A 26,726-nucleotide genomic window follows, 5' to 3' on the forward strand; every position below is an offset into this window, starting at 1 on the left:
GCCGGTAAACCGCCAGCCAATACCCTCGACCGCTATTCGTCGGGGGACCGGCCCGCCCTAGCAGCCATCGTCACCACCGAGGCGGCGACCACCGCGAGCGAAATCAGCGCCAGCAGCTGAACATTCGCGGAATGGCCCGCGTAGCCGTCGACCGACCGCCAGGGATGCCGTGACAACATTGCGCCGGCCAGAATGAGCCCACCCGCGCTCAGGACCATCGTGGCGTGGTCCAAGCGCCGGCGGCGCAGCGCATACCGCAGGCCCAGGGCGCCGCCGACCACCACGACCCCGGCCGCACCGGCGATCACCGCCCCGCAGGCCAGCACCGCGGCCACCGCCCAGAGTCCCGGCTGCCACGGCTGCGCGGGCGCGTCGTCGGCGCGCCCACGTCGGGTGCGCCACAGCGCGAGCATGGCCAGCAGCGGCAGCAAGGCCAGCCCCAGCCCCAGACCCATCCGGTACGGCGCGTTGGACGGGAAGGTCAGCGTGATGGTGCCGGGGTCTCCGGGCGGCACCACCCAGCCCTGCTGCCACCCGTTGACGGCGACCGGGGTCAGCCGGGCCCCGGTGCTGGTGCGCGCCACCCAACCGGGGTTGATGCTTTCCGGGATGACCAGCACCCGCGACGTGGTCGACGGCGGAGCCTGCACCTCGCGGCGGTCGGGACCCCACGCCCGCCACACCGGAACCCCGGCGGGGCCGGGCGTGGCGGCGGCCGCGGCAGGCGGGGACAGGTCGACACCGTCGACGACGAACTGGGCCCCCGGGCTGATCAGCAGCTCCTGCTGGCCCGCCGGCAGCGCGATCGGGTCGCGGTCGCACGCCCGCGCCGCTACCGGCTCGTCGTCGAGGAGAGCGCCGACGGTGGTGCGGATCGACGTGTGCACAAACCGGCCCGCGACCGCGATCACCGGGCCGTGGTCGCAGTCGACGGCGATCTCGCGCGTGCGATCACGGGCGGCGTCGGCGGGGGCGATCGGGTTTCCGTCGGCACCGAGCGCCGTCAGCTCGGCCAGCCCCGGGGGCTTGAGCTGGTCGAAACCCAGCGCGTTGCGGTCGATGACGTCTTCCCAGTCCAGCAGGCTGACGGTGACGCTGTCGGTCACCCGGGGATTTAGCGGGAGGGTCTGCGGTTCACCGGGTTTCAACGCGCGCACCTGCGGACCGTCGCCGAGGTTGACCGCCACCATCGTCGGATGGGCGGGCAATGCCGACCGGCTCGGCGCCAGCCGCAGCGCGGTGACCTCGGTGGGCCGCGGCAGGGTGAGCGTCAGCGTGGGCGGGGTCTTGTGTTGCACCACCCGCTGCGGTGCCGTCCATGCCGTGGACGGGTCGCCGTCGGTCGCCGCATACGCCGAGCCGAGGACGTCCACCAGATCGGAGTCGCCCCGCGCCCGGGCGGTGTTCGGCTCGGCGATCAGGTCGGCCAGCTTGGGCCCCTGCCGCGGCCGCACCCACACCAGCGGGGTCACCGACATCGGCGCCGGGACGGTCAGCGTCCGGCTGAGATTGACCGGCTCTTCGGGCGTCAGGGCCATGGACGGCGCGCAGCGCACCCCGTCCGGCGTCGACGCGCAGCCCGGCCTGCCGAGCAGCTCGGAACCCAGGTCCCAGCCCGCGACCGCCGCGCCGGGTGGTGGCCCCGGCACCCGCACGGTGTGCCGCAGGTCGAGCTGGTGGGCGAATCCGGACGCGTCGTACTGGGTGATCGACAAATCGGTGATGCCGAACTGCACGCCGGGGGACCCGTCGTCGGTGCCCGCGGCGGTGATCCGCACCCACGGCGTCTCGCCGTAGGGCAACGCGGCGGCGAGCGGCTTGCCGGGCTCGTCGAACCGCAGGGTGGTGCTGCCGGTGGCCGTCTCGATCAGGATGCGGCGCACCTGCGCGCCGACGGCCGTCGCGCTGGGCGTCAGGGTGATCGCCGCATTGGTCACCGGGTGGTCGAAATCGACCTGCAGCCACTGGCCGACGGCCGATTGCAGCGAGTTGGACACCCACGCCGTCGCCGGGTCGCCGTCGATGGCGGCGACGGGGGAGGTCGCCGGTGCGACATCGGGCATCGCGGTGGAGTCCGACGACGAGCTCGACACGGTGATCCGCCCGCCGCTCCAGGCGCCGACGGCCGGGTCGGCGCCGGGGACGGGGTAGTCGGGCACCCGGTTGTAGGTGTGCCGTGCGTCGCCCGCGGCCCGGATGGCCGACGAATGTTGGTCCACCCGGCCGTAGTCGGTCTCGCGGGCCACTGGGGTGTCGGTGACGGTCACCGTCGGCACCGGCAATCCGGCGCCGCGCGCGTCGGCGGTCAGCAGCGCGGGGCCCAGCGGCGGCTGGCCCTGCAGCCGGCGCCGCTCGTCGAGGCGCAGCAGCGCCTCCGGTCCGCCGTCCACCCGGGGCAACCGGTCGGCGTCGGCGAAGTACGGGGCCCCCGGATCGCCGGCGACCTCCACCCGGTAGATCTGTACGGCCGGGTAGCGCGGACGCAGTCCGCTGTCGGCGACGAAGCCCGCCAGGGTGCCGGGACCCACCGGCTCGCCGAATTGCGCCACCTTCCGCAGCCCCGGGGACCCGTCGACAGCGCGGTGCACCAGGATGGGCCGCGCCGAGCGCGACGTATCCGGGTCCAGGTCGTTGCGCACCACCAGGTACGAAATACCTTGGCGGGCAAGGGTATCGGCCAGGCCGGCCGAGGGGCGCCCGGCGGCGAACAGGCGTTGCACCGAGTCCAGCGCCCGGATGGTTTGCGGCGGAGTCAACGGGATCGAGTCGCGTACGCCCCACGGGCTGTTGCCCAGCACCTGCAACGGCTCGTCATGGCTGGTGCCCCACACCTGCGTGGCGAATGGCGCCCCCGGGGCCACCAGCACCCGGCCGGGAACCGGCGTGCCCGTGTTGTGCTCGCCAAGCCAGTCGGCGGTCTCCTGCCAGTAGCGGGGAATCGCGCTGAAGGTGCCGGGTGGGGTCAGCCGGCCGGTCCACGCCAGCGAGGTGCTCACCATCAGCGCGGTCAGCACGACGATCGCGACCGCCACCCGCCGGTCGCGCTCGGGGTGGGCGAACGCGCGCAGCCACGCCGAGACGGGCTCGCGACCGGGCAGCGGGATCCGGCCCAGCACCTGGGCGATGCCGAGCACGATCGGGATCCGGATCACCGACCCCAGCTTGTGCACGTTGCGCAGCGGCGCGCCGCCGGCGTCCAGGAACGTCTGCACGGCGTGCGCCACCGGCGAGCCCAGCCCGCCGCTGTAACCGGCGGCCATCAACACCACGCCGGCCAGCAGCATCGTCACCAACCGTCCGCGTGCCGGCATGCGGGGGCTGGCCAGTCCGGCCAGCCCCGCCGCCGCGACCAGGCAGGTGGCCAGGACGGCCGCCGAGCCGGTCACCAGCGGGGCGCCGGCGGTGGCGGTCGGCGCCACGTACGGGGTCCAGCTGTCGGTGCCGCGCAGCATCTCGGTCAGCGACGACCATTGCGTTGTCACGCCGGAGGATTCGATGAAGTCCAGGAAGGGCGGGCTGATGGCCCGCAGCATCACCAGCGCCACCACCCACCACAGCATCGCCAGGAACAGCGCCACCAGCCACCACCCGGTGTAGCGCCACCACACCCGGTTCGGCCGGTGGCACGCCCACCAGATCACCGCGGGCAGGCAGCTGGCCAGCGTGGCGATCGCGTTGACCGCCCCCATCAACGCGACGGCGAGACCGGCCTGCGCGGCGAGCGCTCGCACCGACCGGTTGGCGGAAGCGCGCAGGGCCAGGATTGTGGGCAGCAACACCCACGGCGCCAGCATCATCGGCAGGGTTTCCGACGAGATGGACCCCAGGGTGGTCAGCACCCGCGGCGACAGCGCGAACGCGGCGGCGCCGATCACCCGTGACGCGGGGCTGCCGATGCCCAGCGCCTCGGCGACCCGCAACAGCCCCCAGAAGCCGATCGTGAGCAGCAGCGCCCACCACAGCCGTTGCGTGATCCACCCCGGCACGGAGAGCAGATGGCCGATCGCAAAGAAGGTGCCGTGCGGGAACAGGTAGCCGTAGGCCTGGTTCTGCGACTGTCCGAACGGCAGATCGCTGCTCCACAGGTTGGTGGCCCGGGCCAGAAAACGCAGCGGGTTGGCCGTGAGGTCGAGTTTGGTGTCGGGGGAGACCCGGCCGGGGGATTGGCCGAACGTCAGCGCGCAGGCGAGCGCACCGACCAACCACAGCCATCGGCGCGACACGGGCGCGACCGGCAAGCACGGGACCGGCGCACCGGCCGCCGCTATCGCCGCTGAGTCCGCAGGCGGCGATGCACTGCGCCCGGCTTCGCCGCTAGCTACGGTTGCCGTACTCGACCCGGTTGAGCACTGACGACTGCGGATCGCCCCCGGGGAGTGGCGGTTTCGTGTCCTGCTGCACCATCAAAGTCACCCCGAAGATCGCTGCCGCGCCGAGCAACAGACCAACCACCACGCTCGCGGCGGCGGGCGCAATGATCCGGTTCATCGACGGCTCCTAACGGCATCGGGAAAACGTGGTCGGCCTAGCGCCAACCTAGCAGAACGGGGTCGACGGCCCGGAGCGCTCGTCAGGGCAGGCAGTGACCGTGAAAGCACCGATCGCCGTATTGGACCTGATGGGGCGCCAGCGGGTTCGGCGAAAGCGGACGACCGCGCGCCGGTGCCGCGCCATGATCGGCGACGGCCAGTGTGACGCCGACCGTCGTCGCGACACCCACCGACAGACCCACCGCGATGCTGGCCGCCGCGGCCAGGGCAAAACCGGTCAACGCTGGCATCTTGCCCCCTAGCCCCGCTGGCACCAGCCCAGGAGTGCCCCCGCAGCCGAAGAAGAAAACCCCCGACGAAAACCTCGTCGCTCCCCAGATCCGGAGGCCCGGATAGCGCCATGAAAACATGGCCCGATGTCATTTTCGCGCACCTTGGCCGTGCTCGTCTCCGTGTCGGCGTTGCTGGCGGGCTGTGCTCACCACGCCGCCCGGCCACCGGGCCCGTCGACCCCGGCCGGCAAGCCGGCGGCCGCCCCAGCGCCGCCGGCCTGCGGCGACGTCACCACGCTGCCGGTCCGCGACAAGCTGGCCCAGCTGCTAATGGTCGGCGTGAAAAACGCCGACGACGCCCGCTCGGTAGTGGACGGCTACCACGTGGGCGGCATCTTCATCGGCAGCTGGACGGACCTGTCGATCTTCAAAGGCCCGCTGGCCGAGATCGCGGCGAAGGCCGGACCGCTGCCCTTGGCGGTCAGCGTCGACGAGGAGGGCGGCCGGGTGTCGCGGTTGCGGTCGCTGATCGGGGAGGCACCGTCGCCCCGGCAACTGGCCCAGACCCAGACCGTCGCCCAGGTCCACGATCTGGCGGCCGAGCGCGGCAAGAAGATGCGCGAGCTGGGCATCACCATCGACTTCGCGCCCGTCGTCGACGTCACCGATGCCACGAGCGGCGTGATCGGTGACCGCTCGTTCGGGGGCGATCCCAACACGGTCATCGCCTACGCCGGGGCGTACGCACAAGGCCTGCGCGACGCCGGACTGCTGCCGGTGCTCAAGCACTTCCCCGGACACGGGCACGGCTCGGGCGACTCGCACACCGGCGGTGTGGTGACACCGCCGCTCAGTGACCTGCAGAACCTCGACCTGGTGCCGTACCGGACGCTGATCACGGTGGCCCCGGTCGCGGTGATGCTGGGCCACCTGCAGGTCCCCGGGCTGACCGGCGACGACCCGGCCAGCCTGAGCCACGCGGCGGTGCAGCTGCTGCGCGACGGCGTCGGCTACGGCGCTCCACCGTTCAACGGGCCCGTGTTCACCGACGACCTGTCCAGCATGGGCGCCATCTCCGACCGATACGGGGTCGCCGAGGCGGTGCTGCGCACCCTGCAGGCCGGCACCGACGTTGCGCTCTGGGTCACCACCGACGAGGTGCCCGCGGTCCTGGACCGGCTGCAGAAGGCGGTGGCCGCCGGCGAGTTGCCTTCGCAGCGGGTCGATGACGCGCTGACGCGGGTGGCGACGATGAAGGGTCGCAGTCCCGCCTGCGGCCACTAAAGCGTGTGCCGACCCGGCACGGTGCTTACTCTGGAGTCAGATAGACGGGCTAGAGAGGCAAGCGATGGCGGGTGGCACCAAGCGGTTACCGCGCGCTGTCCGCGAGCAACAAATGCTCGACGCCGCGGTGCAGATGTTCTCGGTCAACGGCTACCACGAGACCTCGATGGACGCCATCGCCGCCGAGGCGCAGATCTCCAAGCCGATGCTGTACCTGTACTACGGCTCCAAGGAGGACCTGTTCGGCGCCTGCCTGAACCGGGAGATGGGCCGGTTCATCGACGCGGTTCGCGCGGACATCGACTTCACGCAGAGCCCGAAAGACTTGCTGCGCAACACCATCGTGGCGTTCATGCGCTACATCGACGCCAACCGGGCGTCGTGGATCGTGATGTACACCCAGGCCACCAGCTCGCAGGCGTTCGCGCACATGGTGCGCGAAGGGCGTGAACAGATCATCGAGCTGGTCGCCGGGCTGGTGCGGGCCGGGAGCCGCAGCAGGCGCACCGACCGCGAGCACGAGATGATGGCCGTGGCGCTGGTGGGCGCGGGCGAGGCGATGGCCAACCAGCTCAGCACCGGCGACATCGACGCCGACGAGGCGGCCGAGCTGATGATCAACCTGTTCTGGCACGGGCTGCGGGGCGGTCCGGAGGAGCGGGAGGCCGCCGCCGCGGCGCTGCCCAAGAAGGGCGGCCGCAGCGCGGCCCGGCGCTAGCCCCTACATTCGTCATGTGGCTCGACCGCCCGCCCGCACTGTCGACTTCTTCTGCGCCGTAGTCATCGTCGGGTTGCTGGCCGGGGTCGCGGGGCTGGCGACGACGTTCGTGCTGCGCTTCGTTCAGCACGTCACGTACAACTACACCTTTGGCGCGCTGCTGGTCGGTGTTGCCGGCAGCAGCCCGGTGCGTCGTGTGGTGGGGCCGATGATCGGCGCGGCGTTGGCGGCGGTCGGGTGGTGGATCCTGCGGAGCAGGACGCACGTGCCGGCCCTGGCGGAGACCATCGCGCACCGCGAGCGGATACCGCGGCTCTCCTGGAGCGTCGACGCGATGCTGCAGGTGCTGCTCGTCGGGTCCGGGGCATCCCTCGGCCGGGAGGGTGCGCCGCGTCAATTCGCCGCGGCGCTGGGCGATTTCGGGACGGCTTGGCTCAAGCGGCTATCGCCCCGCGATCGCGAGGTGTTGCTGGCGTGCGCGGCCGGCGCCGGGCTGGGCGCCGTGTACGCGGTCCCGCTTGCCGGTGCGCTGTTCTCGGTGCGGATCCTGCTCAACACCTGGCATCCGCGGGCGGTCGGCGCGGCGTTCATTTCCTCGAGCCTGGCTGTCGCGGTCGGTTCGGCGATCACGCGCGACGAACCCAACCTGCAGTGGCCGATCGGGGAGTCGACGTACCTACTGACCGCGCACGGGCTCCTGCTGGCGCCGCTGACCCTCGCGGTGGGACTGGCGTTCAACCGGCTGATGGCGGCGGCGCGGCCGGCAAGGCAGATGCGGGCCTGGGTGCTGGTCCCCGCGCTCGCCGGGGCCGGGCTCGTGATGGGCATCTGTTCGCATTGGTGGCCCGAGTTGCCCGGCAACGGCCGCAGCATCCTGACCGTCAGCCTGGCCAGCGGCATGACGCTGTTGTCGGCGCTCGCGATTCTGGCCCTGAAACCCTTGCTGACCGCGTTGTTTTTGCGCGCCGGCGGGGCCGGCGGGATGCTGACACCCTCGCTGGCCACCGGCGCGGCCGCCGGTGCGGCGCTGGTGCTGACGATCAACTGGGCGGCCGGGACGCACCTGCACGTGCCGGCGGTGTCACTGGCGGGCGCCGCCGGCGTGCTCGCGGTGACGCAGGGCTCGCCGATCTGGGCGGCCATCTTCGTCTGGGAGCTCGCCCGGCCGCCGTTGTGGTTGTTTCTGCTCTTTTTGCTGACCGCGACCGGTGCCCACGGGCTGAAAGTCCTTGCCAAGGGCCGCGGCCCGACGCACTCGGGCTAGCGGGTAGCCACCGAAAGCACTAAAGCGGCCGGACCGTGCCGGTCAGATACGGGTAGCCCTTGGCGATGTTGCGCAGTGAGATGTCCCAGCCGTCATGGCCCTCGTCGATGTAGAGCCCGGCGGTGCCGGGCAGCACCAGCGGTTTGCCGAACCGCACCGAATACTTCACCGCGTCCGGCAACCGGGCCTCGATGTTGGCCAATACCGCTGCCGCGCTGAACATTCCATGCGCGATGACGGTGGGAAAGCCGAACAACTTAGCCGCGATCGGGTTGGTGTGAATCGGGTTGTGATCACCACCGACGACGGCGTAGCGCCGGATCAGGCCGGGGCTGATGCGCACGACGGTGCTGGGCGGGGGCAGCTTGGGCTGCTTCTGCGGCGGCGGCTTGGGCTCGTCGGACAGGCTGGTGCGCTGCTGGTGCAGGAAGGTCGTCACCTGATGCCACGCGGTGTCGTTGCCGACGCTCACATCGGTCACCAGGTCGACCAGCAGACCTTTGCGGTGCTCACGCAGGTTCTCGGCATGCACGTGCACGCCGACGGTCTCGGTGACGGCGATCGGCCGGTACTGCGTGATGTGGTTCTCGACGTGCACCGAACCCATTGCGGCAAAGGGGAAGTCGAATCCGGTCACCAGCGACATCATTGCGGGGAAGGTCAACGCGAACGGGTAGGTGAGCGGCACATTGTTGCCGTAGCGCAGGCCGGTGACCGCCGCGTACTCGGACACATTCGCGCGGTCGATGGGCAGTTCCTCGATGTCGACCGTGCGGGTGGGCAGCTGGTTGCCGCGGGACACCACCGGCAGGGCCCCGGCCGCCGCGCGCAGCATGTTCCTCAGGCCGCTTGGCTGATTCATCGCGTTCTCCTCAGCTATGCGCCCAGCATGGCCTGGCCGCAGACGCGAATGACGTTGCCCGTCAACGCGTTTGACGCCGGGCTGGCGAAGTAGGCAATGGTCTCCGCGACATCGACGGGTTGGCCGCCCTGCAGCAGCGAGTTCATCCGGCGGCCCACCTCGCGGGTTGCCAGGGGGATGGCCGCCGTCATCTGGGTCTCGATGAAACCCGGCGCGACGGCGTTGATCGTGATGCCCTTGGCGTACAGCTCCGGGGCCAGCGCCTGGGTGAGGCCGATCATCCCGGCCTTGGTGGTGGCGTAGTTGGTCTGCCCACGGTTGCCCGCGATGCCGGCCATCGAGGACAATCCGACGATCCGGCCCCCCTCGCCGATGCTGCCGTTGCCTACCAGTCCTTCGGTAAGCCGCAGCGGGGCAAGGAGATTGACGGCCAGGACGGCGTCCCAGCGGGCGTCGTCCATGTTGGCCAACAACTTGTCGCGGGTGATGCCGGCGTTGTTGACCAGCACGTCGGCGCGGCCCCCGTGGTGCTCTCGCAGGTGCTCGGTGATCTTGTCGACGGCGTCCTCGGCAGTCACGTCGAGCCACAACGCGGTGCCCCCGACCCGGCTGGCCGTCTCGGCCAGTGCCTCGGCGGCCGACTCGACGTCGATCGCGACGACGCGGGCGCCGTCGCGGGCGAACACCTCCGCGATGGTCGCGCCGATCCCGCGGGCCGCACCGGTCACGATGGCGACCTTGCCGTCCAGCGGCCGCTCCCAGTCCGCCGGCGGCGTGGAGTCGGCCTCGCCGACGTAGAACACCTGGCCGTCCACATAGGCCGACTTGGCCGACAGGATAAACCGCATCGTCGACTCGCACCCCGTCGCAGCGGGTTTGGCGTCGGGTGAGACATACACCAGCGCCACCGTGGTGCCGTTGCGCAGCTCCTTGCCCAGCGAGCGGGTGAACCCCTCCAACGCGCGCTGCGCGATCCGCTCGTGCGGGCTGGTGGCGGCGTCGGGCGTGGTGCCGACCACCGCGACGCGCGCGGAATGGCCCAGGTTCCGTAGCAGCGGCGTGAAGAACTCATACAACCCCCGGAGACCCTCCGGCGTGGTGATGCCGGTGGCGTCGAACACCAGGCCGCCGAACTGGTCGGCCCAGCGTCCACCGAGGTTGTTGCCCACGAGGTCGTAGTCCTTGTCCAGCGCGGCGCGCAACGGCTCGACGATTCGCCCCTCGCCGCCGATCAGCAGGGAGCCCGCCAGGGGCGGGTCACCGGGCCGGTAGCGGCGCAGCGTCTCGGGCTGCGGGACACCGAGCTGCTTGGCGAGAAACGATCCAGGACCGGAATTGACAACCTGAGAAAACAGATCGGACGAGACCTTGGGAGCCACCGGAGCAACCTTCCATGCGCTTGCGAAGTGGGGGTGTGCCTACTGCCCCACCGTATCGGGGACGAACTTACTTCAGAGTAAGAACAGTGGGTAGTATGGCCCCAGACGGGCATCCCAAAACCGATAGCCGGCAGATACACGGAGAAGACAGTGGCCCCTGCAAGTTCCGAGGCAAGCAACCAGCGCAATTTGCAACGGCGACGCGTCGCCGTGCTGGGCGGCAACCGCATCCCGTTCGCCCGGTCGGACGGCGCCTATGCCGAGGCGTCCAACCAGGACATGCTCACCGCCGCATTGGGCGGGCTGGTGGACCGCTTCGGGCTGGCCGGCGAACGGCTGGGCGCGGTGGTCGGCGGGGCCGTGCTCAAGCACAGCCGTGACTTCAACCTGACCCGCGAATGCGTGCTGGGCTCGGCGCTGTCGTCGTACACGCCGGCGTTCGACCTGCAGCAGGCGTGCGGTACCGGCCTGCAGGCGGCCATCGCCGCGGCCGACGGCATCGCGGCCGGGCGCTACGACGTGGCCGCCGCCGGCGGCGTGGACACCACCTCCGACGCGCCGATCGCGCTGGGCGACAACCTGCGCCGCACCCTGCTCAAGTTGCGCCGTTCCAAGTCCAATGTCCAGCGGCTGAGGCTGGTGGGCACGCTGCCCGCGACCCTGGGCATCCAGATCCCGGTCAACAGCGAGCCGCGCACCGGGCTGTCCATGGGCGAACACCAGGCGATCACCGCCAAGGAGATGGGCATCAAGCGGGTCGACCAGGACGAGCTGGCCGCCGCGAGCCACCGCAACATGGCCGCCGCCTACGATCGGGGCTTCTTCGACGACCTGGTCACCCCGTTCCTCGGGCTCTACCGCGACGACAACCTGCGGCCGGACTCGTCGGCCGAGAAGCTGGCGAAGCTCAAGCCGGTGTTCGGCGTGAAGTCCGGCGACGCGACGATGACGGCCGGCAACTCGACCCCGCTGACCGACGGCGCCTCGGTCGCGCTGCTGGCCAGCGAGGAGTGGGCGGCCGCCCACTCGCTGGCGCCGCTGGCCTTCCTGGTGGACGCGGAGACCGCGGCCGTGGACTACGTCAACGGGCGCGACGGCCTGCTGATGGCGCCCACCTATGCGGTGCCGCGGCTGCTGGCCCGGAACGGCCTGAGCCTGCAGGACTTCGACTTCTACGAGATCCACGAGGCCTTCGCCTCGGTGGTGCTGGCGCACCTGCAGGCGTGGGAGTCGGAGGACTACTGCAAGGAGCGGCTGGGCCTGGACGCTGCGCTCGGGTCGATCGACCGCTCCAAGCTGAACGTCAACGGCTCCTCATTGGCCGCCGGCCACCCCTTCGCCGCCACCGGTGGGCGGATCCTCGCCCAGGCGGCCAAGCAGCTCGCCCAGAAGAGGGCGGAGCAGAAGGGTGGTGCGGGCAAGCCGCTGCGGGCCCTGGTCTCCATCTGCGCCGCGGGTGGCCAGGGCGTGGCCGCGATTTTGGAGGCCTGAGCCGTTCCCGGGGTAGGCCGGTTCATGAGATCGGTCACAGCGGGTTAGTAATTCCGGCGGAGGGGTATCCGAGTGCCCGGATGACCCCGTGTTGTGGTCTGACCCCCCGACCCCGACGGCAATACGGGGCATCCCTGAAACGACCGCCGGTCAGCGCGGACGGGCGTACGAAAAGGGCCGCCGCTGGAGTGAGGGGATCCAGCGGCGGCCTTTTTGTGCCGTTTGTGCGTGAAATACAAAAACCCCGCTCCCATCTGGAAGCGGGGTTTTTGCTCTTGCCTGTCAGAAGGCGGCTTCGTCGAGCTCCATGATCTCGTTGTCCAGCGTCTCGATCACCTCGCGGGTGCTGGCCAACAGCGGCAGGAAGTTCTTCGCGAAGAACGAGGCCACCGCGACCTTGCCCTCGTAGAAGGACCGCTCGTCGCCGCTGGCGCCGGCGTCCAGCGCCTGCACGGCCACCGCGGCCTGCTGTTGCAGCAACCAGCCGATGACCAGGTCGCCGACGCTCATCAGGAAGCGCACCGATCCCAGGCCCACCTTGTAGAGGCTGGTCACGTCCTCCTGCGCCGCCATCAGGTAGCCGGTCAGGGTGGCCGCCATCGCCTGGACGTCGGCCAGGGCCTTCGCCAGCAGCTCGCGCTCGGACTTCAGCCGCCCGTTGCCGGACTCGCTGTCCACGAACTTCTGGATCTCGCCCGACACATGAGCCAGCGCCACACCCTTGTCGCGGATGATCTTCCGGAAGAAGAAGTCCTGCGCCTGGATGGCCGTGGTGCCCTCGTAGAGGGAGTCGATCTTGGCGTCGCGGATGTACTGCTCGATCGGGTAGTCCTGCAGGAAGCCGGACCCACCGAAGGTCTGCAGGCTCTCGGTGAGCTTGGCGTAGGCCTGCTCGGATCCGACGCCCTTGACCACGGGCAACATCAGGTCGTTGACCTTGACGGCCAGCTCGGCGTCCACACCGTGCACCGCCTCGGCAACCGCCGCGTCCTGGTAGGTCGCGGTGTAGAGGTAGAGCGCGCGCAGACCCTCGGCGTAGGCCTTCTGGGTCATCAGCGACCGGCGCACGTCGGGGTGGTGTGTAATCGTCACCCGCGGAGCGGTCTTGTCGGTCATCTGCGTCATGTCGGCGCCCTGCACGCGGGACTTGGCGTACTCCAGCGCGTTCAGGTAGCCGGTCGACAGGGTCGCGATGGCCTTGGTGCCGACCATCATGCGGGCCTGCTCGATGACCTCGAACATCTGCGCGATGCCGTTGTGCACCTCGCCGACCAGCCAGCCCTTGGCGGGCACGTCGTGCTGGCCGAAGGACAGCTCACAAGTGGCCGAAACCTTCAGGCCCATCTTGTGCTCGACGTTGGTCACGAAGACGCCGTTACGCTCGCCCAGCTCGCCCGTCTCGAAGTCGAACAGGAACTTGGGCACAAAGAACAGCGACAGACCCTTGGTACCCGGACCCGCGCCCTCGGGGCGGGCCAGCACCAGGTGGAAGATGTTCTCGAACAGGTCGCCGGAGTCGGCCGAGGTGATGAATCGCTTCACACCCTCGATGTGCCAGGAACCGTCGTCCTGCTTGATCGCCTTGGTCCGCCCGGCGCCGACGTCCGAACCGGCGTCCGGCTCGGTGAGCACCATGGTGGAGCCCCAGCCGCGCTCGGCGCAGATCACGGCCCACTTCCTCTGCTCCTCGGTGCCGAGGTGGTAGAGGATGTTCGCGAAGCCGGCGCCGCCGCCGTACATCCACACGGCGGGGTTTGCTCCCAGCAGGTGCTCGTGCAGCGCCCACACCAGGGCACGAGGCATCGGCATGCCGCCGAGGACCTCGTCGATGCCGACCTTGTCCCAACCGGCCTCGGTGACCGCGCGGACCGACTTCTTGAACGACTCCGGCAGCGTCACCGAGTGGGTCTTCGGGTCGAAGACCGGCGGATTGCGGTCACCCTCGACGAACGACTCGGCGATGGGCCCCTCGGCCAGCCGGCTGATCTCTGACAACATTTCGCGCGCGGTGTCGACGTCCAGATCGCTGTAGTCGCCGGCGCCCAAAGCCTTCTCAACGCCCAAAACCTCGAACAGGTTGAACACCTGGTCACGGACGTTGCTCTTGTAGTGGCTCACTACGGTTTCCTCCTCGTTGAGAATGCCACTTGTGGTTGGGTACTACTTCTAAGTTACCCACCAGTAACACCGCTAAAATATCGCTCCGAGTGAGTTCAACGCAAGTCAATGTGAGCAAGATTCCATCGTCTAATTAACCAACCGGTTGGGGAGCCGATAGGGTGCCTCTGACCTGCGACGATAACGAAACGGATCTCAAACTATGGGATGCATCACCACCCTGCCCGTAGTGGATCTGCGCACGTCGACGGCCCAATTGCGGCGAGGTTTGCGCGAGGCCGCGCATGAGGTGGGCTTCTTCTACCTGACCGGCCATGGCGTGCCCGGCGAGCTCGCCGGCAGGTTGCTGCCGGCGGCGCGCCGGCTGTTCGCGCTGCCCCAGGCCGAGAAGGACGCGGTCGCGATGGTCCACAGCCCGCATTTCCGCGGCTACACCCGGATGGGCGGCGAGCTGACCCGCGGCCAGGTGGACTGGCGGGAGCAGATCGACATCGGACCGGAACGCGCGCCGATCGGGGCGCCCGGCAGGCCCGACTACCTGTGGCTGCAGGGGCCCAACCAGTGGCCGGCCGCGCTGCCCGAACTGCCCGGGATCGTCGACGAATGGGACGCCGCGCTGTCCGCGGTAGCCCGCACCCTGCTCCGGCACTGGGCGGCATCGCTGGGGAGCCCACCGGACGTCTTCGACCCGGCCTTCGCCGAGACGCCCGCCACGCTGATCAAGATCGTGCGCTACCCGCGCAGCGCGGCCACGGCGCAGGGCGTCGGCCCGCACAAAGACTCCGGCGTGCTCACGCTGCTGTTGGCCGAGCCGGGGAGCCGGGGTCTGCAGGTGCGCCGGCCCGGTACTGAGGAATGGATCGACGTGCCGCCCGCCGACGGCGCCTTCGTCGTCAACATCGGCGAGCTGCTGGAGGTGGCGACGGGCGGTTACCTGCGCGCCACCGAGCACCGGGTGAACCTGGAGGAGCAGCCGACGGACCGGATCTCGGTGCCCTACTTCTTCAACCCGCGGCTGGACGCGCGGATCCCGGTGTTGACGCTGCCGCCCGAACTGCGGGCGCGCGCCGGCCGGGTGACCGACCCGTCGGATCCGATCTTCTCCGTCTACGGCCGCAACGCCTGGAAGAGCAGGTTGCGCGCACACCCCGATGTGGCTTCAGCGCACGGACATTCAGCAGGTAGGGTCGGGAACGAGAATCCCGTTCTCGGCTCAAGGGGCGAATGAATTCCGGTGAACTCGAACAAGAACCTGACACCGTCCACACTTCGTGAGGCCTTCGGCCACTTCCCCTCGGGGGTGGTCGCCATCGCCGCCGAAGTCCAGGGAACCCGGGAGGGCCTGGCCGCCAGCACCTTCGTCCCCGTCTCCCTGGATCCGCCGCTTGTGTCGTTCTGCGTGCAGAACACCTCGACGACGTGGCCCAAGCTCAAAGACCTGCCGATGCTGGGCATCAGCGTCCTCGGTGAGGCCCACGACGAGGCCGCCCGCACCCTGGCCGCCAAGACCGGGGACCGGTTCGCCGGTCTGGAGACGGAGTCCAGGGAGAGCGGCGCGGTGTTCATCAAGGGCACCGGTCTCTGGCTGGAAAGCGCGATCGAACAGCTCATCCCGGCCGGGGATCACACGATCGTGGTGCTGCGGGTCAACGAAGTGACGGTGGACGCCGACATCGCACCGATCGTGTTTCACCGCAGCGCATTTCGGCGCCTCGGCGTCTGAACGCGGCTACGGTCGCTTGCTGAGTTCCGCCCGGAAGCCCGCTATCCGCTGCTCGATCTCCTCGGCGTCGTCGGGGCGGCCTTCCTTACGCGCAAGATCGGCGCGTGCGGACAGCTCCCGGATGGCGGTTCGGATTTCGTTGATGCTGGTGGTTTCTCGCATATCTCCCACGCTGCCCTTCGGAGTTTGGGTTCTATGCGGGTACCCGGCGCGCCGGGCGGGCTAACGCCCGGGTCAGCGCCGGAACAACTTGTTGCCCAGCCACACCACCGGGTCGTACTTGCGGTCGGCGACCCGCTCTTTCATCGGGATCAGCGCGTTGTCGGTGATCTTGATGTTTTCCGGGCAGACCTCGGTGCAGCACTTGGTGATGTTGCAGTAGCCCAGCCCGTGCTGCTCCTGGGCCTGGTTGCGCCGGTCCAGCGTGTCCAGCGGGTGCATCTCGAGCTCGGCGATCCGCATCAGGAAGCGGGGGCCGGCGAACGCCTTCTTGTTCTCCTCGTGGTCGCGGACCACGTGGCACACGTTCTGGCACAGGAAGCACTCGATGCACTTACGGAACTCCTGCGAGCGCTGCACGTCGGCCTGCGCCATCCGGTACTCGCCCGGCTGCAGATCCTTCGGCGGCGCGAAGGCGGGGATCTCGCGCGCCTTCTCGTAGTTGAAGGAAACGTCGGTGACCAGGTCCCGGATCACCGGGAACGTCCGCAGCGGCGTCACGGTCACCACCTCGTCCTCGGCGAAGGTCGACATCCGGGTCATGCACAGCAGCCGCGGGACTCCGTTGATCTCGGCCGAGCAGGAGCCACACTTGCCCGCCTTGCAGTTCCACCGCACGGCGAGGTCGGGCGTCTGGGTCTGCTGCAGGCGATGGATGATGTCGAGCACCACCTCGCCCTCGTTGACCTCCACCGTGAAGTCCTGCAGCGCGCCGCTGGCATCGTCACCGCGCCACACACGCAAGGTCGCGTTGTAGGTCATTAGCCTCTCCGTCCTGGATGCTCGGCCAGCTCGTCGTCGGTGTAGTACTTCTCCAGCTCGGAGATCTCGAAGAGCTCCAGCAGATCGGACCGCATCGGCACCTGCTCCTTGCGGGTGACGCTGATGTCGGGGATCACCTCGTCGCCGCCGGCGGCCTCGCAGACCAGCAGTACCTTGCGCCACCCCGAGTCCATTGCCGGGTGGTCGTCGCGGGTGTGGCCGCCGCGGCTTTCGGTGCGCTCCAGCGCGGCCTTGGCGACGCACTCGCTGACCAGCAGCATGTTGCGCAGGTCGATGGCCAGGTTCCAGCCCGGGTTGTACTGGCGACCGCCCTCCACGTGCATGTTCTTGAATCGCTCGCGAAGCTTGTCGAGCCGCGCGAGGGCCTCGGAGACCTCGTCCGCCTTGCGGATGATGCCCACCAGGTCGTTCATCGACTGCTGCAGCTCCAGCTGCAGCGTGTAGGGGTTCTCCGCCGGGGCGCCGTTGGTCGGTCCCTCGAAGGGGGACAGCGCCCGCTTCGACGCGGTCTCGACGGCCTCCGCCGAGATCGTCGGGCGGCTGCTCAGCGCCCGCACGTAGTCGGCCGCGCCCAGGCCGGCCCGCCGGCCGAAGACCAGCAGGTCCGACAGCGAGTTACCGCCGAGCCGGTTGGAACCGTGCATGCCGCCGGAGCACTCGCCCGCGGCGAACAGGCCGGGGACCGTGGCCGCTCCGGTGTCGGCGTCCACCTCGACGCCGCCCATCACGTAGTGACAGGTGGGTCCGACTTCCATTGGCTCCTTGGTGATGTCGACGCCGGCCAGCTCCTTGAACTGGTGGTACATCGACGGTAGCCGCCGCTTGATCTCCTCGGGCGTCAACCGGGACGCGATGTCGAGGAACACGCCGCCGTGCGGGCTGCCCCGGCCGGCCTTGACCTCGGAGTTGATCGCGCGCGCGACCTCATCGCGGGGCAACAGGTCGGGGGTGCGGCGGGCCGAGTCGTTGTCCTTGAGCCACTGGTCGGCTTCTTGTTCGGTTTCGGCGTACTGGCCTTTGAACACCGGCGGGATGTAGTCGAACATGAACCGCTTGCCCTCGGAGTCCTTCAGCACACCGCCGTCCCCGCGGACACCCTCGGTGACGAGAATCCCCTTCACGCTGGGCGGCCACACCATGCCGGTCGGGTGGAACTGGACGAACTCCATGTTGATCAGCGACGCGCCCGCCCGCAGGGCCAGCGCGTGCCCGTCGCCGGTGTACTCCCAGGAGTTCGAGGTGACCTTGAACGACTTGCCGATGCCGCCGGTGGCGAGCACCACCGCGGGCGCCTCGAACAGGACGAACTGACCCGTCTCGCGCCAGTAGCCGAACGCCCCGGCGATCGCGTCGCCGTCCTTCAGTAGCTCGGTGATGGTGCACTCGGCGAACACCTTGATGCGCGCCTCGTAGTCGCCGAGTTCGGCGTAATCCTCCTGCTGCAGCGAAACGATCTTCTGCTGCATCGTGCGGATCAGTTCCAGGCCGGTGCGGTCGCCGACGTGCGCCAGTCGCGGGTAGGTGTGCCCGCCGAAGTTGCGCTGGCTGATCTTGCCGTCTTTGAGGCGATCGAACAGCGCGCCATAGGTTTCCAGCTCCCAGACGCGGTCCGGCGCCTCCTTGGCATGCAGCTCGGCCATCCGCCAGTTGTTGAGGAACTTCCCACCCCGCATCGTGTCGCCGAAGTGGGTCTTCCAGTTGTCTTTCGGGTTGGTGTTGCCCATCGACGCCGCGCAGCCACCCTCGGCCATGACCGTGTGGGCCTTGCCGAACAGGGACTTACACACCACCGCGACCTTGAGGCCGCGTTCCCGCGCCTCGATGACCGCTCGCAGTCCCGCGCCGCCGGCGCCGATGACGACTACGTCGTAGGCATGCCGTTCGACCTCAACCATGAAAACCCTCGCTATTTCAGATTCTTCTTGAAAAGGCTTCTCAGCCAACAAATCTCAGGTCAGGGATGGCGCCGCCGGCCACCAGCGCGATGTAGAAGTCGGTGAGCATCAGGGTGCCCAGGGTGATCCAGGCGTACATCTTGTGGCGGGTGTTGATGTTGCTGACCTGGGTCCAGATCCAGTACCGCACAGGGTGCTTGGAGAAGTGCTTGAGCCGCCCGCCGGTCACGTGCCGGCAGGAGTGGCAGGACAGCGTGTAGATCCACAACATGACGACGTTGCCGACCATGATCAGGTTGCCCAGCCCGAAACCGAAGCCGCCCGGGCCGGAGTCGGAGTGGAACGCGATGATCGCGTCGTAGGTGTTGATCACCGAGATGATGCCGGCAATGTAGAAGAAGTACCGGTGGCTGTTCTGGATGATGAGCGGGAACCTGGTCTCGCCGGTGTAGTGGACGCGGGGCTCGGCCACCGCGCAGGCGCTGGGCGACTGCCACACCGTGCGGTAGTAGGCGCCGCGGTAGTAATAACAGGTCAACCGGAACAGCAGCAGGAACGGCAGCGTCAGCGCCGCGTACGGCAGCCACCAGACGTCCGGCAGGATCTGCGGCCAGAAGTCGCCGGCCGCCCCGCAGGCCTTGCTCACGCACGGGGAGTAGAACGGCGTCAGGTAGTGATACTTCGGGACGAAGAAGTAATCGCGTTGGAAGGCCCGCAGGGTCGCGTAGATGACGAACGCGGCGAAGCCCAAGTCGATCCGCAGCGGCGACATCCACCACCGGTCGGTACGTAGGGTCCGTTGCGGGATGCGGGCGCGCGTGGGTGAAAAGACACCTGACGCAGGACGGTTCGCCGTGGGTGCGCTCATCTAGTGTTCCTCTTCGAACGGGCTGTTGGTCGAAGGGTACACAGAGAGCACCCCCTCATTTCCGGGGGGCTTGGGTTGTCAGGACCTGCTGTGACCCCCGACACCCTCGTCGTCGACATCGCGCCAGAATTCGCTGTCGTACTGGGTGTCGGGAATGACGATCTTCTCGCTTGACTGCTGCACGGTGGCGCGCGCCAGGTCCAACTCGGACACGTCGGTGTCAAGCAGTTCGACGTCGGACAGGATCCGGTCGGCGTCGATGACGATGCGCCGCATCGCGGGGCTGTCACCGTAGCGACTCTTCAGGGAGCCCACGCACCGCCGCAGGCCGCCGATGAGGTCGTGCAGTTCGGCGAGTTCAGTAGTGGTGCTCAACGGATCTCCTTGCGCGGGCGGTGTCACGGATCACAGTACGCCCCCGATACTATCGACGGCACAGCCTGACGTCAGGCGACTCACTTCCTTCCCCAACCCGGAGCAAAGACGCCCATGCCAGGTCAGACCGCCGCCGACCGTGCCGCCGCGCTGCTCGACCTGCACCGACCGGGTGACCCGGTGGTGCTGCCCACCGTGTGGGACGCCTGGTCGGCCAGCCACGCCACCGACGCCGGGTTCGCCGCGCTCACCGTGGGCAGTCATCCGCTGGCGGATTCGGTCGGCAAACCCGACGGGGAGGGCATGTCGTTCGACGATGTGCTGGCCCGGATCGCCCAGATCACGGCCGCGGTCGACGTCCCGGTCTCGGTGGACGTCGAATCCGGTTACGGGTTGGGGGCCGAGCGCCTGATCGAGGGCCTGCTGAGCGTCGGGGCCGTCGGGCTGAACATCGAAGACACCGTGCACTCCGAGGGCAAGCGGCTGAGGTCCGCCGGTGAGCACGCCGAGTTGGTGGGCGCGCTGCGGGCGGCCGCCGATGCGGCCGGGGTGCACGTCGTGATCAACGCCCGCACCGATCTCTTCCTGCGCAAGGACGGGGACGATGCGGACCGCGTCGAGCGGGCGGTGGCGCGACTGACCGAAGCCGCGGACGCGGGCGCCGATGTGCTCTACCCGGTGGGTCGGCACGACCCGGAGACGTTGCGCCGCTTGGCCGCAGAGCTGCCGTTGCCGGTCAACGCGATCGCGCTGCCCGATCAGGACGACCCGGCGTCCTTCGGGCCGCTGGGTGTCGCACGCATCAGCTTCGGCCCCTTCTTTCAGGCCGCGCTGGCGACCCGGGCCAGGGAACTGCTGGCGCGCTGGCGCTGATCCGGGACGAAAACAGTTGCACGACAGAGGGATCCGGCGGGATCGAATGACCCCGCCGGATCGTGGTTCACCTCTTACTTGGTGATCTCGATGCGCCGCGCCTGGCTGCCTGCATAGGCGCCGGTGACCCGCACGGTCAGCACGCCGGCGTCGTACGAGGCCGTGATGGCGTCGCCGGTGACGTGGGCCGGCAGCTGGAACGACCGGCGGAAGGATCCATAGCGGACCTCGCGCAGGGTGCGCCCCTCTTTCTCTTCGGCGTGCTCGTCGCGGCGTTCGCCGTGGATCACGAGTCGGCCGCGGTCGACCTCTACGTTGACGTCCTTCTCGACGTCAACGCCGGGGAGCTCGATGCGTACGATCGCGTCCTCGCCGTCCTTGGCGATCTCGGCGGCGGGGTTGAAACCGCTGGTCACCGGCTTGTACCAGTCTGACGCGGCGGCGGGGCCGAAGAAGTCACGCAACCACCGGTCGGTGTCCCAGGCCGGTCGCGACCACAGTGCGAGGTTACTCATGGGGATCTCCTTGTACTTCCTTGAGCTTTGTTGTGGGTTTGCTGTGTCCGGCGCCTCTCCGGCCGGCTACAAGGAGAAACATGAGTCGACCACGCTTAAGTTCCACCTAGGCGTTCGCCCTGGGCGAACGAATATTCACAGGGCTCCCTGTGAGTTGTGAGATCCTCGTCATAGGACCGTCACATTGGGCGAAATCGCGGTAATTTCCGGCCGCTAACCTCAAAGCCATGGCTGCAGACGGGATTTCGCGCGCTCAGTGTGCGGGCGGTCACATCGTCGTAGTCGGGCACGGCATGGTGGGGCACCGGCTCGTCGAGGCGCTCCGGGCGCGTGATGCCGAGGGGCTGTGGCGCATCACGGTTTTGGCCGAGGAGGCGGACGCGGCTTACGACCGCGTCGGCCTCACCTCGTACACCGAGAGCTGGGATCGCAAGCTGCTGGCGCTGCCGGGCAACGACTACGCGGGTGACGAACGGGTTCGATTGGTGCTGAACGCTCGCGTCACCGAGATCGACCGGGAAGCGAAGTCGGTGCTCACGGCCGACGGGCAACGGCACGGCTACGACACGCTGGTGCTGGCCACCGGGTCCTACGCATTCGTTCCGCCGGTGCCCGGCCACGACCTGGCGGCGTGCCACGTGTATCGCACGCTCGATGACCTCGACGCCATCCGGGCAGACGCCCAGTGCACGGTGGAAGCCGGTCGCACCCCGGCGGGCGTGGTGATCGGCGGCGGCCTGTTGGGTCTGGAAGCCGCTAACGCGCTGCGCCAGTTTGGGTTACAGACGCACGTCGTCGAGATGATGCCGCGCCTGATGGCCCAGCAGATCGACGAGGGTGGCGGCGCCCTGCTGGCCAAGATGGTCGGCGACCTGGGCATCGCGGTGCACGTGGGCACGGGTACCGAGTCGATCGAAGCGATCGATCATGGCGACGGTGTGTCGTCGGTGCGGGTGCGCCTGACCGATGGCGAGGTCATCGACGCCGGGCTGGTCATTTTCGCGGCCGGCATCCGGCCGCGCGACGAGCTGGCCAGGGCCGCGGGTCTGGAGCTCGCCGAACGCGGCGGCGTGCTCACCGACTTGGCATGCCGCACGAGCGATCCGGACATCTACGCGGTCGGCGAGGTCGCCGCGATCGGTGGCCGGTGCTACGGCCTGGTGGGACCGGGCTACACCTCCGCAGAGGTGGTGGCCGACCGCCTGCTGAACGGGGCCGCGGAGTTCGGCGAAGCGGACCTGTCGACCAAGCTCAAGCTGCTCGGTGTCGACGTGGCCAGCTTCGGTGATGCGATGGGCGTGACCGAGAACTGCCTCGAAGTCGCCATCAACGACGCGGTCAAGAAGACCTACGCCAAGCTGGTGCTGTCCGACGACGCGAAGACCCTGCTCGGCGGAGTCCTGGTGGGCGATGCCTCGTCGTACGGGGTGCTGCGGCCCATGGTCGGCAGCGAGCTGCCCGGTGATCCGCTCGCGCTGATCGCCCCGGCTTCCGGCGAGGCTCCGGCGTTGGGAGTCGGCGCGCTGCCGGATTCCGCGCAGATCTGCTCGTGCAACAACGTCACCAAGGGCGATTTGAAGTGCGCCATCGCCGACGGCTGCGCCGACGTGCCCTCGCTCAAGTCGTGCACCGCGGCCGGCACGTCGTGCGGCTCGTGCGTGCCCCTGCTCAAGCAGCTGCTGGAAGCCGAGGGCGTCGAACAGTCCAAGGCGCTGTGCGAGCACTTTAGCCAGTCGCGGGCGGAGCTCTTCGAGATCATCTCGGCCACCGAGATCCGGACCTTCTCGGGCCTGCTGGAGCGCTTCGGCCGCGGAAAGGGTTGCGACATCTGCAAACCCGTGGTTGCGTCCATCCTGGCCTCCACCGGCTCGGACCACATCCTCGAAGGCGAACAAGCCTCGCTGCAGGATTCCAACGACCACTTCCTGGCCAACATCCAGAAGAACGGCAGCTACTCGGTGGTGCCGCGGGTGCCGGGCGGCGACATCAAGCCCGAGCACCTGATCCTGATCGGGCAGATCGCGCAGGACTTCGGCCTCTACACCAAGATCACCGGCGGCCAGCGGATCGACATGTTCGGCGCCCGGGTGGACCAGCTGCCGGAGATCTGGCGACGGCTGGTCGACGGCGGCATGGAATCCGGCCACGCCTACGGCAAGGCACTGCGCACCGTGAAGAGCTGCGTCGGCACCGACTGGTGCCGTTACGGCCAGCAGGATTCGGTGCAGCTGGCGATCGACCTGGAGCTGCGCTACCGGGGCCTGCGGGCGCCACACAAGATCAAGATGGGTGTTTCGGGTTGCGCGCGGGAGTGCGCCGAAGCGCGCTCCAAGGACGTCGGGGTCATCGCCACCGAAAAGGGCTGGAACCTCTACGTCGGCGGCAACGGCGGCATGACGCCCAAGCACGCCCAGCTGTTGGCCAGCGACCTGGACACCGAGACGCTGGTCCGTTACGTCGACCGGTTCGTCATGTACTACATCCGGACCGCCGACCGGCTGCAGCGCACCGCCCCCTGGGTGGATTCGCTCGAGGGCGGCCTCGATCACGTGCGCGAGGTCGTCTGCGAGGACTCGCTGGGCCTGGCCGACGAATTCGAGGCCGCAATGGAGCGGCACGTGCAGAACTACAAGTGTGAATGGAAGGGCGTGCTCGACGACCCGGACAAGATGTCGCGGTTCGTCTCGTTCGTCAACGCCCCGGACGCCGTCGACTCGACGGTGGAGTTCACCGAGCACGCCGGGCGCAAAATCCCGGTGTCCATTGGCATGCCGAAGATCCGTACGGGAGCTGGAGAGGAATCATGACACTTCTCAACGACATTCAGGTGTGGACGACGGCCTGCGAGTACGACCGGCTCATCCCGGGTCGGGGAGTCGGCGTGCTGCTCGACGACGGTTCCCAGGCGGCGTTGTTCCGGTTGGACGACGGCTCGGTGTACGCGGTGGGTAACGTCGACCCGTTCTCCGGCGCGGCCGTGCTCTCGCGCGGGATCGTGGGCGACCGCGGGGGCCGGGTCACGGTTCAGTCGCCAATCCTCAAGCAGGCCTTCTCGCTGGAAGACGGTGAGTGCCTGGACGATCCGAACTTCTCGGTGCCGGTGTACCCGGCGCGCGTCACCGCCGACGGCTTCGTCCAGGTCGGTCGGATCGCCGCCTAGCGGGTGATATCACCGACGAGGTAACGCTGCATCGTCGGGCCGATGGCGTCGACGATCGCGTCGACCGACATCGAATGCAGCGGCTCGGAGCGAATGCCGTAGCGCATGATGCCCAGGCCGACCAGTTGTGAGGCGCACAGCGAGGCCCGGGTGGCTGCCTTGTCGGCCCCCAGGACCTTCAGCAGCGGGCCGAAAACCGGTCCGATGAACATGCTTTGCACGGTTTCGGCGGTCTTGGCCATCCCGGTGGAAGCTATCGCGCTGGCGGCGAAGGGGCCACCGCCGGCGGCGTCCCACGTGGTGATCAACATGCGTAGCGTCTGACGGCCGACCTGGTTCACCCCGCCGGTGACGATCCGGTCGATGAATTCCGGTGTGCCGAACGGCAACCGCAGCATCTTGGCGACCGGATCCAGAAGCCCGCGCGACGGTTCTTCGTGACGGGGCATGCTGTCAGGATCGCCCGTATCGGAGCAAAGAGCAAGCGTCGAGCGGTCGGCGCGCCTAACCGGCCAGGGCTGTCAAGCCACCGAACTCGGCCGCATGATCCGGTCGTGGACCAGCCGCTGCGCGGTCGGTCGCCGCGAAGCGTGCCGGGTGGTGGGGGCGAGGACCGGCGGCATGGCCCGGCGGAATCGATTGGCGATCAAGCGGGCCAGGCCGGGATGGGTGCCCAGCGGCCGACTGACCAGGTCGGCGCCGCAGGCGTGCAGCCGTTCCTGGAACAGGCCGTCGGCCAGCAGGTAGGAGGCGACGACGACCCGCGCGTTGGGTGCAAGGCGCCTGGCCTCGTCGACCGCTTCCGGCAATTGCGGATCCCCGGTGGCCGCGAAGCCCAGGCTGACGCGCGACCCGGTCAGCGCCGACACCAGCGTCGCGGTGGTGTGCAGGTCGGCGCGGGCCCTGGCATCCGATGTTCCCGCCGTCGCGAGAATCACGGAATCGCCAGGGCGCCAACCGCATTTCACCAACTGATCGCCGACGATCCGGGCGACCTGGCCACTCGGGCCCAGCGCCGGCGTGACGATCGCGTTCGGGTGGCCGCTCAGCTCGACGTGGGCCGGCAGGTCGGCGCGGACGTGATAGCCGCGCGACAAGAACGCCGGCAGCACGATGGCCGGCCTGCCGGTGGCCCTCACCCGCGACAGCACCTCGCTGGGGGTGGGGCCCAGCACGTCGACGAACGCGACCTCCACCGGCCGGCCCGTCAACGAACTGGCTTGCGCGGCAAGCTCTTCGACCATCGCCACACCCTCCGGCCGGCGAGTGCCGTGCGCGACCATGATCAGCGCCATGGGGAACTCGCCCGCTGCTCGGTCGCGAGCCGGTACCCACGCTTGACCACCGTCGCGATGATGTTCTTGTCGCCCAAAGCTGTTCGCAGCCGCAGCACGGCCGTGTCGACGGCGTGCGGGTCATTGCTGTTGCCGGGCAGTGCGCGTAGCAGGTCCCCGCGGGCGACGACGTCGCCGGGGCGTTTCGCCAGCGCGCGCAGTATCCCCATGCCGGACGGCGACAGCACCTTGATCGAGCCGTCCACCAGCACGCAAGTGCCGCGGATATCGACCGTGTGGCCGGCGGCGGTCACCGCGCACGAACCCAGCAGCGGTAGCTCCTCGGCGACGTGACGGGCCAAGGCGCCCAACCGCATTCGTTCCGGGGAAGACGTCGGCACGCCTTTGCGGATCAACGGCTTGGAGGTCACCGGGCCGACGCACATCGCGTGCACGTCGCTGCGCAGGGCGCCCAGCACCTGGTCTTCGACGTCCAGCTCGCGGCTGCGCTCCAGCACCGCCGCGGCCGCGGGCGCCGACGTAAAGGTGACCGCATCGAACTGCCGTCCCGCGATCCCGGTCACCAGCTGATCGAACGTGCCGCCCAACGGCGTTGGCTTCCACCGGTACACCCGGACGGGCACCACCTCGGCGCCCCCCATGCGCAACCCGCCGAGGAATTCCGGGAAGGGATCCCACGCGTCGGCGGCGCCATGCAGCTGGACCGCCACCCGCAGTCCGGCCACACCCGAGTTGAGCAGGTATTCCAGCACCTCCTGCGAGGACTCGGAGTCCGGCGACCACTCCTCGTGCAGACCGGCGGCGCGCAGCGCGCCGGTCGCCTTGGGTCCGCGCGAGACGATCCGCGCCGACGATAGGGCGGTGATGAGCGGGCTGACCAGCCCCCATCCCTCGGCCGCGGCCAGCCAGCCGCGGAACCCGATGCCGGTGTGCGCGACCAGGATGTCGGGTGGCTCGGCGATCAACGCCTCGGTGTTACGGTGCAGTTCGTCATCGTCGGGCAGCGCGATCATGTTGATCGCGGGTGCGCTGCACACCTCGGCGCCTTGTCGGCTGAGCAGCGCGCACAGCTCCTCGGAGCGCCGGGCGGAGGTCACCGCGATGCGGTAACCCGTCAGCGGCGGGGAGTCGGGCCGGGCCAT

24 protein-coding genes are annotated in these 26,726 nt (G+C 69.0%); 9 read left to right on the forward strand and 15 right to left on the reverse strand.

Annotated elements, in window-relative coordinates:
• Nucleotides 1–32 precede the first annotated feature (32 nt).
• The 3 genes from A5750_RS16985 to A5750_RS16995 all read right to left on the reverse strand — a co-directional run bounded on the left by A5750_RS16985 (nt 33) and on the right by A5750_RS16995 (nt 4,780).
• Entirely contained in the window at nt 33–4,238 is a 4,206-nt protein-coding gene (locus A5750_RS16985) for an alpha-(1->3)-arabinofuranosyltransferase (RefSeq protein ID WP_197505449.1), read from the reverse strand.
• Nucleotides 4,239–4,314: 76 nt separating this feature from the next.
• Entirely contained in the window at nt 4,315–4,488 is a 174-nt protein-coding gene (locus A5750_RS16990; RefSeq protein ID WP_066947240.1) for a DUF2613 domain-containing protein, read from the reverse strand.
• 82 nt (nt 4,489–4,570) lie between these two features.
• Nucleotides 4,571–4,780 (reverse strand): DUF2613 family protein, encoded by a 210-nt coding sequence (locus tag A5750_RS16995; RefSeq protein ID WP_231989236.1) that lies wholly within the window; start codon nt 4,778–4,780, stop codon nt 4,571–4,573.
• A gap of 126 nt (nt 4,781–4,906) precedes the next feature.
• Here A5750_RS16995 and A5750_RS17000 point away from each other — a divergent pair, with 126 nt between their 5' ends.
• The 3 genes from A5750_RS17000 to A5750_RS17010 all read left to right on the forward strand — a co-directional run bounded on the left by A5750_RS17000 (nt 4,907) and on the right by A5750_RS17010 (nt 8,028).
• On the forward strand, nt 4,907–6,046 hold the full coding sequence (locus tag A5750_RS17000; protein WP_066947248.1) for a glycoside hydrolase family 3 N-terminal domain-containing protein: 1,140 nt from the start codon (nt 4,907–4,909) through the stop codon (nt 6,044–6,046).
• Nucleotides 6,047–6,110: 64 nt separating this feature from the next.
• On the forward strand, nt 6,111–6,764 hold the full coding sequence (locus A5750_RS17005; protein WP_066947252.1) for a TetR/AcrR family transcriptional regulator: 654 nt from the start codon (nt 6,111–6,113) through the stop codon (nt 6,762–6,764).
• A 16-nt stretch (nt 6,765–6,780) separates the two neighbouring features.
• Entirely contained in the window at nt 6,781–8,028 is a 1,248-nt protein-coding gene (locus tag A5750_RS17010; RefSeq protein ID WP_066947255.1) for a chloride channel protein, read from the forward strand.
• 19 nt (nt 8,029–8,047) lie between these two features.
• On the opposite strand, the gene A5750_RS17015 is transcribed toward A5750_RS17010, so the two are convergent.
• On the reverse strand, nt 8,048–8,890 hold the full coding sequence (locus A5750_RS17015) for a MaoC/PaaZ C-terminal domain-containing protein (protein ID WP_066947275.1): 843 nt from the start codon (nt 8,888–8,890) through the stop codon (nt 8,048–8,050).
• Between the two features lie 14 nt (nt 8,891–8,904).
• Nucleotides 8,905–10,269 (reverse strand): 3-oxoacyl-ACP reductase, encoded by a 1,365-nt coding sequence (locus A5750_RS17020; protein WP_066947277.1) that lies wholly within the window; start codon nt 10,267–10,269, stop codon nt 8,905–8,907.
• Nucleotides 10,270–10,419: 150 nt separating this feature from the next.
• Here A5750_RS17020 and A5750_RS17025 point away from each other — a divergent pair, with 150 nt between their 5' ends.
• The gene (locus A5750_RS17025) at nt 10,420–11,760 is read left to right on the forward strand and encodes an acetyl-CoA C-acetyltransferase (protein WP_066947286.1); all 1,341 of its coding nucleotides are present in this window, start codon (nt 10,420–10,422) and stop codon (nt 11,758–11,760) included.
• Between the two features lie 282 nt (nt 11,761–12,042).
• Here A5750_RS17025 and A5750_RS17030 read toward each other — a convergent pair whose 3' ends face one another.
• Nucleotides 12,043–13,878 (reverse strand): acyl-CoA dehydrogenase, encoded by a 1,836-nt coding sequence (locus A5750_RS17030; RefSeq protein WP_066947290.1) that lies wholly within the window; start codon nt 13,876–13,878, stop codon nt 12,043–12,045.
• Between the two features lie 202 nt (nt 13,879–14,080).
• Between A5750_RS17030 and A5750_RS17035 the strand changes: the two genes are divergently transcribed.
• Both A5750_RS17035 and A5750_RS17040 read left to right on the forward strand, forming a co-directional pair.
• Complete coding sequence (locus tag A5750_RS17035) at nt 14,081–15,106, forward strand: isopenicillin N synthase family oxygenase (RefSeq protein WP_066947294.1); 1,026 nt, start codon at nt 14,081–14,083, stop codon at nt 15,104–15,106.
• Between the two features lie 6 nt (nt 15,107–15,112).
• Nucleotides 15,113–15,601: a flavin reductase family protein gene (locus A5750_RS17040; RefSeq protein ID WP_066947297.1), complete on the forward strand. Its 489-nt coding sequence runs from the start codon at nt 15,113–15,115 to the stop codon at nt 15,599–15,601.
• 6 nt (nt 15,602–15,607) lie between these two features.
• On the opposite strand, the gene A5750_RS26155 is transcribed toward A5750_RS17040, so the two are convergent.
• The 5 genes from A5750_RS26155 to A5750_RS17060 form a co-directional block, all read right to left on the reverse strand.
• Nucleotides 15,608–15,763: a hypothetical protein gene (locus A5750_RS26155; protein ID WP_197505450.1), complete on the reverse strand. Its 156-nt coding sequence runs from the start codon at nt 15,761–15,763 to the stop codon at nt 15,608–15,610.
• 72 nt (nt 15,764–15,835) lie between these two features.
• Entirely contained in the window at nt 15,836–16,582 is a 747-nt protein-coding gene (locus tag A5750_RS17045; RefSeq protein ID WP_066947299.1) for a succinate dehydrogenase/fumarate reductase iron-sulfur subunit, read from the reverse strand.
• The gene (locus A5750_RS17050; RefSeq protein WP_066947301.1) at nt 16,582–18,498 is read right to left on the reverse strand and encodes a fumarate reductase/succinate dehydrogenase flavoprotein subunit; all 1,917 of its coding nucleotides are present in this window, start codon (nt 18,496–18,498) and stop codon (nt 16,582–16,584) included. The genes A5750_RS17045 and A5750_RS17050 overlap by 1 nt, the downstream gene beginning before the upstream one ends.
• A gap of 40 nt (nt 18,499–18,538) precedes the next feature.
• Nucleotides 18,539–19,366, reverse strand: coding sequence for a hypothetical protein (locus tag A5750_RS17055; RefSeq protein WP_066947308.1), 828 nt, complete (start codon nt 19,364–19,366; stop codon nt 18,539–18,541).
• A gap of 78 nt (nt 19,367–19,444) precedes the next feature.
• Complete coding sequence (locus A5750_RS17060) at nt 19,445–19,741, reverse strand: hypothetical protein (RefSeq protein WP_066947672.1); 297 nt, start codon at nt 19,739–19,741, stop codon at nt 19,445–19,447.
• 114 nt (nt 19,742–19,855) lie between these two features.
• Here A5750_RS17060 and A5750_RS17065 point away from each other — a divergent pair, with 114 nt between their 5' ends.
• The gene (locus tag A5750_RS17065; RefSeq protein ID WP_066947310.1) at nt 19,856–20,614 is read left to right on the forward strand and encodes an isocitrate lyase/phosphoenolpyruvate mutase family protein; all 759 of its coding nucleotides are present in this window, start codon (nt 19,856–19,858) and stop codon (nt 20,612–20,614) included.
• A gap of 74 nt (nt 20,615–20,688) precedes the next feature.
• Here the strand turns inward: A5750_RS17065 and A5750_RS17070 are convergent, their stop codons facing one another.
• Nucleotides 20,689–21,129, reverse strand: a complete 441-nt coding sequence (locus A5750_RS17070) for an Hsp20/alpha crystallin family protein (RefSeq protein ID WP_066947312.1) — start codon at nt 21,127–21,129, stop codon at nt 20,689–20,691.
• A 227-nt stretch (nt 21,130–21,356) separates the two neighbouring features.
• Between A5750_RS17070 and nirB the strand changes: the two genes are divergently transcribed.
• Nucleotides 21,357–23,936 (forward strand): nitrite reductase large subunit NirB, encoded by a 2,580-nt coding sequence (nirB, locus tag A5750_RS17075; protein WP_082948299.1) that lies wholly within the window; start codon nt 21,357–21,359, stop codon nt 23,934–23,936.
• On the forward strand, nt 23,933–24,289 hold the full coding sequence (nirD, locus tag A5750_RS17080; protein ID WP_066947318.1) for a nitrite reductase small subunit NirD: 357 nt from the start codon (nt 23,933–23,935) through the stop codon (nt 24,287–24,289). The genes nirB and nirD overlap by 4 nt, the downstream gene beginning before the upstream one ends.
• Here the strand turns inward: nirD and A5750_RS17085 are convergent.
• The 3 genes from A5750_RS17085 to A5750_RS17095 all read right to left on the reverse strand — a co-directional run bounded on the left by A5750_RS17085 (nt 24,286) and on the right by A5750_RS17095 (nt 26,726).
• A complete protein-coding gene (locus tag A5750_RS17085; RefSeq protein WP_066947324.1) occupies nt 24,286–24,738 on the reverse strand; it encodes a hypothetical protein in 453 nt (150 codons plus the stop codon). The two genes, nirD and A5750_RS17085, sit on opposite strands and share 4 nt — an antisense overlap.
• Nucleotides 24,739–24,810: 72 nt before the next feature.
• Nucleotides 24,811–25,584, reverse strand: coding sequence for a sirohydrochlorin chelatase (locus A5750_RS17090; RefSeq protein WP_066947327.1), 774 nt, complete (start codon nt 25,582–25,584; stop codon nt 24,811–24,813).
• Complete coding sequence (locus tag A5750_RS17095; protein WP_066947330.1) at nt 25,575–26,726, reverse strand: uroporphyrinogen-III synthase; 1,152 nt, start codon at nt 26,724–26,726, stop codon at nt 25,575–25,577. The genes A5750_RS17090 and A5750_RS17095 overlap by 10 nt, the downstream gene beginning before the upstream one ends.

It is taken from the genome of Mycobacterium sp. 852002-51613_SCH5001154, assembly GCF_001667425.1.
Taxonomy (GTDB): Bacteria; Actinomycetota; Actinomycetes; order Mycobacteriales; family Mycobacteriaceae; genus Mycobacterium.

Coding starts and splice junctions, on each gene's coding strand:
- A5750_RS16990 (WP_066947240.1), bottom strand. CDS start 4,488: ATGAACCGGATCATTGCGCCCGCCGCCGCGAGCGTGGTGGTTGGTCTG.
- A5750_RS16995 (WP_231989236.1), bottom strand. CDS start 4,780: ATGCCAGCGTTGACCGGTTTTGCCCTGGCCGCGGCGGCCAGCATCGCG.
- A5750_RS17000 (WP_066947248.1), top strand. CDS start 4,907: ATGTCATTTTCGCGCACCTTGGCCGTGCTCGTCTCCGTGTCGGCGTTG.
- A5750_RS17005 (WP_066947252.1), top strand. CDS start 6,111: ATGGCGGGTGGCACCAAGCGGTTACCGCGCGCTGTCCGCGAGCAACAA.
- A5750_RS17015 (WP_066947275.1), bottom strand. CDS start 8,890: ATGAATCAGCCAAGCGGCCTGAGGAACATGCTGCGCGCGGCGGCCGGG.
- A5750_RS17035 (WP_066947294.1), top strand. CDS start 14,081: ATGGGATGCATCACCACCCTGCCCGTAGTGGATCTGCGCACGTCGACG.
- A5750_RS26155 (WP_197505450.1), bottom strand. CDS start 15,763: ATGCGAGAAACCACCAGCATCAACGAAATCCGAACCGCCATCCGGGAG.
- A5750_RS17045 (WP_066947299.1), bottom strand. CDS start 16,582: ATGACCTACAACGCGACCTTGCGTGTGTGGCGCGGTGACGATGCCAGC.
- A5750_RS17050 (WP_066947301.1), bottom strand. CDS start 18,498: ATGGTTGAGGTCGAACGGCATGCCTACGACGTAGTCGTCATCGGCGCC.
- A5750_RS17055 (WP_066947308.1), bottom strand. CDS start 19,366: ATGAGCGCACCCACGGCGAACCGTCCTGCGTCAGGTGTCTTTTCACCC.
- A5750_RS17065 (WP_066947310.1), top strand. CDS start 19,856: ATGCCAGGTCAGACCGCCGCCGACCGTGCCGCCGCGCTGCTCGACCTG.
- A5750_RS17070 (WP_066947312.1), bottom strand. CDS start 21,129: ATGAGTAACCTCGCACTGTGGTCGCGACCGGCCTGGGACACCGACCGG.
- nirB (WP_082948299.1), top strand. CDS start 21,357: ATGGCTGCAGACGGGATTTCGCGCGCTCAGTGTGCGGGCGGTCACATC.
- nirD (WP_066947318.1), top strand. CDS start 23,933: ATGACACTTCTCAACGACATTCAGGTGTGGACGACGGCCTGCGAGTAC.
- A5750_RS17085 (WP_066947324.1), bottom strand. CDS start 24,738: ATGCCCCGTCACGAAGAACCGTCGCGCGGGCTTCTGGATCCGGTCGCC.
- A5750_RS17090 (WP_066947327.1), bottom strand. CDS start 25,584: ATGGCGCTGATCATGGTCGCGCACGGCACTCGCCGGCCGGAGGGTGTG.
- A5750_RS17095 (WP_066947330.1), bottom strand. CDS start 26,726: ATGGCCCGGCCCGACTCCCCGCCGCTGACGGGTTACCGCATCGCGGTG.